The following is a 7,322-nucleotide window of genomic DNA, read 5'->3' on the forward strand; positions in this document are numbered from 1 at the left end:
CGGGACGGGTATATGCCCGAGTAGGCGCCCGTCCCCGTGCCGCCGTGTCGCGATGTGCGAGCATGAACATCGCCTGCGGTCGTTCGCGGGTGCGCAGGTGCCGTCAAGACTCCTTGAACGGCAACGCTTCAAGCGAATGTGTACAATAGAGGGCTGAAGCGTAGCGCTCGGGGTGCATGCGGCCGTAGGGCCGTGGTGCGTCGCCGTACTTTTTTCGTTGCCGCTCTGTTGCGGCGCTTGAGAGATTGGTTGTCCATGGCTCAGTTCATCATCGTTGCAGAATCGGGATCGGACCTGACGCCCGCGCTGGTCGAGCGCTACGGCGTGCGCATCGTGCCCATGCACGTGACCATCGGTGACGAGACCTACGACGACGGCTCCATCACCGGTCACGAGGTGTACGAGCGCGCTCGCGCCCTCGATGTGATGCCCAAGACGAGCGCCGCCACCATCCATGATTTCGCTACGACGTTCGATCGCATCCACGAGGAGGAGCCTTCGGCCACCATCCTCTATCTTGCCTATTCTTCGGTGACTACCTGCTCGTACGCCTCGGCCCTCACCGCCGCCGAGGGGCGCGACTACGTGGTGGCCATCGACACCAAGAGCGTGTCCATCGGCCAGTCCCTCATCGTCTCGCGCACGGCGCGCTATCTCGAAGCGCATCCCGAGGCTACGGTCGACGAGGTGACGGCGTTCGTGGAGCGCGCCCGCGACGAGGTCCTGCTCGGCTTCGTTCCGAGCGACCTTGCGTTCCTGCGTGCTGGCGGGCGCTTGTCCAACGCGCAATTCCTCGGCGCGCACCTGCTCAAGATCAAGCCGGTTATCGAGCTGGTCGACGGCAACTTCGTGGCCACCAAGAAGCTGCGCGGCACCATGAAGCGCGCCGCCCTGCATTTCATCGACCATCTCATGGAAGAGGGCCCGGTCGACCTTGGACGCGTGGGCCTGGCATATTCCGACGGCTTGTCCGAAGATATCAAGCGCGCGGTCGAGGACCATGTAACCAAGCTGGGGTTCAAGAGCTTCGATTGGGTCGAGGTGGGCGGCATGATCTCGTCGCACTGCGGTCCCAACGCGTTCGGCGCCGTGATGCAGCGCCTGGCGTAGGCATCCTCGCACGCGGCCCGCGGGACGCGTGCGTCTACAACGTTCGAGCAACGCGACGGCCGCCCGGGTTTCCGGCGGCTGTTTTCATAACGCTCGCGCTCGCCTGCGAGCGTGTCGCCTGCGCGCCGTGGTAGCCTGGGGCCAGCCGGGCATGCGTGTCGCTCGCGCTGCACGGTCGCTGGTTGCATGGTCTCATGGAAGGGGCGCGTGGCATGGTCTGCAGGAAAACGGCGTTGGTTATCTCTGATTCGCTGGGCGATACCGCCTGCGATGTGGTGCTGGCCGCCGCCGCGCAGTTCGACGAGGGGCTGTTCCGCATCGTGCGCATCCCCCGGGTGCGCGACGTCGGGGAGGTGGCGGCGTATCTCGAGCCGCGCCTGGCACGCGGCGACGCGCTGGTGGCCTTTCACACGATCGCCGACGCGAAACTTCGCTCCGACCTGGTATCCGTGCTTTCCGCGCACGGCGTCATGCAGGTCGACCTGCTGGGTGGGGCGATCGGCGCCCTCGCGCGCCTCACGGATGCCGAGCCGCGCGGCATCCCCGGCGCGATCCATCGGACCGATGAGCGCTATTTCAAGCGAATCGAGGCCATGGAGTATTTCGTCGAGCATGATGACGGACGCGCGTGCGACGACCTCGCCGACGCCGATATCGTGCTTATAGGCGTATCGCGTACGTCCAAGACGCCGCTTGCGATGTATTTGGCGTATCTGGGCTACAAGGTTGCCAACATTCCGCTGGCGCCGGGGATGGAGCCGCCCGCGGCGCTGTTCGAGGTCGATCCCGCCAAGCTGTTCGGTTTGACCTCGCGGGTGGATGTGATCGCGGATATCCGCGAACGGCGGCTCGGCGACGATATGGCGCGCGCCGTGGCGGGCTCGTATGCCGATCCGCTCGCGGTGGAGGCCGAGATGCGCGATGCCCGCGCGCTCATGGGCCGCCTGGGCTGCTTCGTCGTCCGAACGGATGAGAAGGCGATCGAGGAGTCGGCCGCCGAGATCGTGGCGCAGCTGGAGCGCGTGCGTGCTGCGCGGGCCCGCCGGGCGGGCGCGGATTTCGAGAGGCCGCAGCTTTCGTAAACATGTATGCCTTGTGAATAACCAACTGGTTCTATCATAGAGTGACCACAAATTGCTCCGTTCGCCGCACGATGGAGGCCGTCCACTCGCGTTCACATCTTCTCCCCTTGTTGCGCGGAACACCTTCCTATGATGCACCTTGTCCAACGGCGTTGGGCGCTTACGTGCTCACAGGCGGGATTCCGCCGCAGAACAGGAGGTTATCGTGACCGAGGAACAGCGTGTCTACCGGTTTGGCGCCAACGCGACCGGCGTCGACGTCACCGAGGGCGACGCGAGCATGAATTTCGTGCTGGGCGGCAAGGGTGCGAACCTGGCCGAGATGAGCAGGATCGGCTTGCCGGTCCCTCCCGGTTTCACCATCACCTGCCAGACCTGCGTTGCATATGCCGGCGCGGGCAACGAGTGGCCGGCGGGCGCCCTCGATCAGATCGATGCGGCGCGCCTCGATTTGGAAGAGCGCATGGGCAAGCGCCTCGGCGACGCGGCCGACCCGCTGCTCGTCTCGGTGCGATCGGGCGCCCCCTTCTCCATGCCCGGCATGATGGATACGGTGCTCAACCTGGGTCTGAACGATGCGTCGGTCCAGGGTCTCATCGCGCAGACGGGCAACCCGCGCTTCGCATGGGATAGTTACCGCCGTTTCATCCAGATGTTCTCGAACGTGGTGCTGGGCGTCGATGCCGACCTCTTCGAGAACGCGCTCACCACGCAGCGCCTCGCCGCGGGCGTGCGCCAGGATAGCGAGCTTTCGGCTGATGACCTGCAGGAGCTCGTCGGCGAGTTCAAGAAGATCTTCGCACGCGAGGTGTCGGCGTCCGATTATCCCGAGCTGGTCGACGAGCGCGGCGCGGTGGCCTTCCCCTCCGACCCCGCGCTGCAGCTGCGCCTGGCCATCCAGGCCGTCTTCGGCAGCTGGATGAACGAGCGCGCCTGCCTCTACCGCAAGCAGAACGGCATCTCGGACGACCTGGGCACCGCCGTGAACGTCCAGGCCATGGTGTTCGGCAACAAGGGCGATACCTCGGCGACGGGCGTGGCCTTCACGCGAAACGCCGCCGACGGCACGCGGGAATTCTACGGCGACTTCCTGGTGAACGCCCAGGGCGAGGACGTCGTGGCGGGCATCCGCAACACCGAGCCGATCGCCGACCTCAAGAAGAACTCGGCGCTGGCCGAGGCGGGCGAGGAGCTGGAGCGCATCTTCGGCGTCCTCGAGGGGCATTACCGCGATATGTGCGATATCGAGTTCACCATCGAGCAGGGCAAGCTGTGGATGCTGCAGACGCGCGTGGGCAAGCGCACCGCCGCGGCGGCCCTCAAGATCGCCATCGATATGGTGGACGAGGGCCTCATCACGCGCGAGGAGGCCGTGGCGCGCATCAATCCCGCCCAGCTCGACCAGCTGCTGCATCCGCAGTTCGATGCCACGGCGACCTACGACGTGCTGGCTCGCGGCCTCAATGCGAGCCCCGGCGCCGCGGTAGGCGAGATCGTGTTCTCCTCCAACGACGCGGTGGCCGCGGTCGAGGAGGGGCGCCGCGTCATCCTGGTGCGCTGGGAGACCAATCCCGATGACCTGAAGGGCATGACGGTGGCGGAGGGTATCCTCACCAGCCATGGCGGCAAGACGAGCCACGCCGCCGTGATCGCCCGCGGCATGGGCACGCCCTGCGTATGCGGCGTGGAGCGCTTCCGTATCGATGCGGCTGCGAAGGAGGTGCATGTCGAGGGCACCGATATCGTGCTGCGCGAAGGCGACGTCATCTCCATCGACGGCGCGCGCGGCACCGTGGTGGCGGGCGCCGTTCCGCTGGTCTCGGCCGAGCTCACCGGCGACCTCGAGACGGTTCTCGAGTGGGCCGACCAGATCCGCTTGAGCGAGGAAGGCGGTCGCGCCTACCACGTGCGCGTGAATGCGGACAACCCCGCCGATGCGCGCCTGGCGCTCGAGTTCGGCGCCGAGGCCATCGGATTGTGCCGCACCGAGCATATGTTCCTGGGCGAGCGCAAACGCATCATCCAGGACTTCATCTTGAGCGAGGAGCCGCAGGTTCGCGAGCGCGCCGTCCAGGAGCTGCTCCGCGTCCAAACCGAGGACTTTATAGAGATGTTCCGTGTGATGGACGGCCGCTCCGTGGTGGTGCGCCTGCTCGATCCGCCCCTCCACGAGTTCCTGGATGATCCGCGCGAACTCGAGGTCGACATCGCGCGCCGCGAGGCGGCGGGGGAGGACGGCGCTGCGCTTACAGCCGCTCGCGAGCTCTTGCACCGCATCGACGGCATGAGGGAGTCCAATCCCATGCTGGGCCTGCGCGGCGTGAGGCTCTCCATCGTCTATCCCGAGCTCCCGCTCATGCAGGTTCGCGCGATCGCATCGGCCGCCGCGCAGCTCAAGCGTGACGAGGGGCTCGATCCGCGGCCAGAGATCATGGTGCCGCTCGTGTCCATCACCGAGGAGCACGTGCAGGTGCGCCGCGTCATCGAGGGCGTCTTGGCGGCCGTGGGCGAGGAGTACGGCGTCGACCTGGACATTCCCGTGGGAACGATGGTCGAGCTGCCGCGCGCCTGCCTGGTGGCCGACCGTATCGCCGAGCACGCGAACTTCTTCTGCTTCGGCACGAACGATCTCACGCAGACCGCGTTCGGGTTCTCGCGCGACGATGCCGAGGCACGGTTCATACCCACCTACCTGCACAAGAAGGTGCTGGAGGTAAATCCGTTCGAGACGATCGACCCCGCGGTCCTCGAGCTCGTGCGCATGGCGGTCGAGCGCGGCAGGTCCGCCCGCCCGCAGCTCCATGCCGGCGTGTGCGGCGAGCACGGCGGCGACCCCGCCTCCATCCCCCAGTTCTTCAACGTGGCCGGCGTGGATTACGTGAGCTGCTCGCCCTACCGGGTGCCGCTCGCGCGTCTGGCCGCGGCACAGGCGAAGCTCGCAAGCAAGTAGCTACTCCTTCGCCCCGAATCCGTCCCCTCTCTCAGGGCGGCCCGGCGGTGCTTCGTGCATCGCCGGGCCCTTTGCGTTTTCGACGTGCGCTCGTCCGGCTGGGGCATGACGCGAAAAGCCCCAGCTCACGCAATGCGAAGACTTTATGAAGCGCTATGGAAACGCCCGAGCACGTGTATACTAATCAAGCTGTGCCCGTGAAGGGGAGGATTCTGTCTGGAAAAACCAGGCCACATAGGGTTGCGTGGACTGGGATGGAAAGGCGAATGCAAACCGGCGGACGCAGATGTTAGCAGTGGTCCTCTAGGGGCGAACACAAGGGGTGTTCGCAGTGTCCCAAGACCACCGAGAGTTGGAGATCGTACATGATCAGCATGATTCTCGGCCGCAAGATCGGCATGACCCAGGTTTGGGACGAGAACGACAACATCGTTCCCGTCACGGTCATCCAGGCTGGCCCCTGCACCGTCTCGCAGGTTAAAACTGAGGCGACCGACGGCTACAACGCCGTTCAGATCGGTTTCGGCGACATCAAGTCCAAGCATGTGAACAAGCCCATGGCTGGTCACTTCGCCAAGGCTGGCGTCGAGCCCGTTCGTTTCCTCCGCGAGGTCCGCGTGGCCAACGGTGAGGAGCACAAGGTTGGCGACGTCGTTACCGTTGCCGACTTTGCCGACACCGCCAAGGTCGACGTCATCGGCACCTCCAAGGGTAAGGGCTTCCAGGGCCGCATCAAGCGCTGGGGCCAGGGTCGTGGTCCCATGGGCCATGGTTCCCACTTCCACCGCAGCTCCGGCTCCATCGGCCAGTGCGCCTACCCCGCTCGCGTCCTCAAGGGCGTCAAGATGGCAGGTCACATGGGCAATGAGCGCGTGACTGTCAAGAACCTTTCCGTTGTCCGCGTCGATGCCGAGCAGAACCTCATTCTTGTCAAGGGCGCAGTGCCCGGTGCCAAGAACGGTCTGGTCGCCATCCGTATGGCTTAAGGGCCACGAACCCTTTTTAAGCCCAGAGTCATACCAAGGAGAACAACCACATGTCTAAGTTTGAAGTAAAGAACAGCGAGGGCGCAAAGGTCGCAGAGGCCGAGCTCGCTGCCGAGGTCTACGGCATCGAGCCGAACCTCCACGTCATGCACCACATCGTTACGTGCCAGCAGGCATGCTGGCGTCAGGGCACCCAGTCCGCCAAGACCCGTTCCGAGGTCTCCGGCGGTGGCAAGAAGCCGTGGCGTCAGAAGGGCACCGGTCGTGCCCGCCAGGGTTCCACCCGTTCGCCGCAGTGGCGTCACGGCGGCGTGGTCTTCGCTCCGAAGCCCCGCTCCTACGCCAAGCGTATGAACAACAAAGAGGTCAAGCTCGCCATGCGTTCCGCGCTTTCCGCTAAGGTTCGCGACAACGAGCTCGTTCTCGTCGACGACTACGGCTTCGAGAAGCCGTCCACCAAGGCCGCTGTCGCCATGCTCAAGGCCCTGGGCCTCGAGGGCAAGCGCCTCACGATCATCGTGCGCGAGGACGACATCAACGCCTACCTGTCCTTCCGCAACATCCCCAAGACGTGGATCATCACGCCGGACGAGGCCAACACCTATGACCTCATCAACAACGGCGCTCTGCTGATGCCCGCCGACGTCGCGAATCACTTCGGGGAGGTGCTCGCATAATGGACGCACATAACGTGATCATTCGCCCGGTCGTTTCCGAGCGTTCCTTCTCCGCCATGGAGCAGAACAAGTACACGTTCGAGGTCGCTCGCGACGCGAACAAGTACCAGATCAAGGATGCCGTCGAGGAGATCTTCAACGTCAAGGTCACCCGCGTGAACACCCTCATGGTCAAGCCCAAGAACAAGCGCGTGCGCTACGTTACCGGCAAGACCCGCTCTTGGAAGAAGGCCATCGTGACCGTCGCCGAGGGCGATTCCATCGAGATCTTCGGCAACCAGGCCTAAAGATCGAGGTCGTGCAATGCTTTTGGTGGCCTCCCGAAAGGGAGGCATCAGAAGCGCAGTGTATCGGGCATTTAGAGTAGACACGCCCGGTACCGTGGTAATTCCGGTGTCACCACACCCGCAGTCCCAGCTTGTGGTGGCGAGCGGATTGATTCGAAAGGGATTTAGTAATGGCTGTAAAGCATCTTAAGCCGACCAGCGCAGGTCGCCGCTGGCAGACGATCTCGGAC

Annotated in this window: 6 protein-coding genes; all 6 read left to right on the top strand. The window is 64.6% G+C overall.

The annotated features are described in order from the left end of the window. Positions 1-255: 255 nt before the first annotated feature. Positions 256-1,110 carry a DegV family protein gene (locus I2E26_RS02700; RefSeq protein WP_195419522.1) on the top strand — a complete coding sequence of 285 codons (855 nt, stop codon included), beginning with the start codon at positions 256-258 and terminating at the stop codon, positions 1,108-1,110. Positions 1,111-1,322: 212 nt separating this feature from the next. Continuing rightward, positions 1,323-2,192 carry a pyruvate, water dikinase regulatory protein gene (locus tag I2E26_RS02705; RefSeq protein ID WP_195419523.1) on the top strand — a complete coding sequence of 290 codons (870 nt, stop codon included), beginning with the start codon at positions 1,323-1,325 and terminating at the stop codon, positions 2,190-2,192. A 205-nt stretch (positions 2,193-2,397) separates the two neighbouring features. After that, on the top strand, positions 2,398-5,142 hold the full coding sequence (gene ppdK, locus I2E26_RS02710) for a pyruvate, phosphate dikinase (RefSeq protein WP_195419524.1): 2,745 nt from the start codon (positions 2,398-2,400) through the stop codon (positions 5,140-5,142). Positions 5,143-5,507: 365 nt separating this feature from the next. Then, positions 5,508-6,128, top strand: a complete 621-nt coding sequence (gene rplC, locus I2E26_RS02715; RefSeq protein WP_147587528.1) for a 50S ribosomal protein L3 — start codon at positions 5,508-5,510, stop codon at positions 6,126-6,128. A gap of 50 nt (positions 6,129-6,178) precedes the next feature. Next, the gene (rplD, locus tag I2E26_RS02720) at positions 6,179-6,805 is read left to right on the top strand and encodes a 50S ribosomal protein L4 (protein ID WP_147587529.1); all 627 of its coding nucleotides are present in this window, start codon (positions 6,179-6,181) and stop codon (positions 6,803-6,805) included. Continuing rightward, positions 6,805-7,092 (top strand): 50S ribosomal protein L23, encoded by a 288-nt coding sequence (gene rplW / locus I2E26_RS02725; protein ID WP_147587530.1) that lies wholly within the window; start codon positions 6,805-6,807, stop codon positions 7,090-7,092. Before rplD ends, rplW begins: the two co-directional genes overlap by 1 nt. The last annotated feature ends 230 nt before the right edge of the window (positions 7,093-7,322 follow it).

It is taken from the genome of Collinsella sp. D33t1_170424_A12, from assembly GCF_015554865.1.
GTDB lineage: Bacteria > Actinomycetota > Coriobacteriia > Coriobacteriales > Coriobacteriaceae > Collinsella.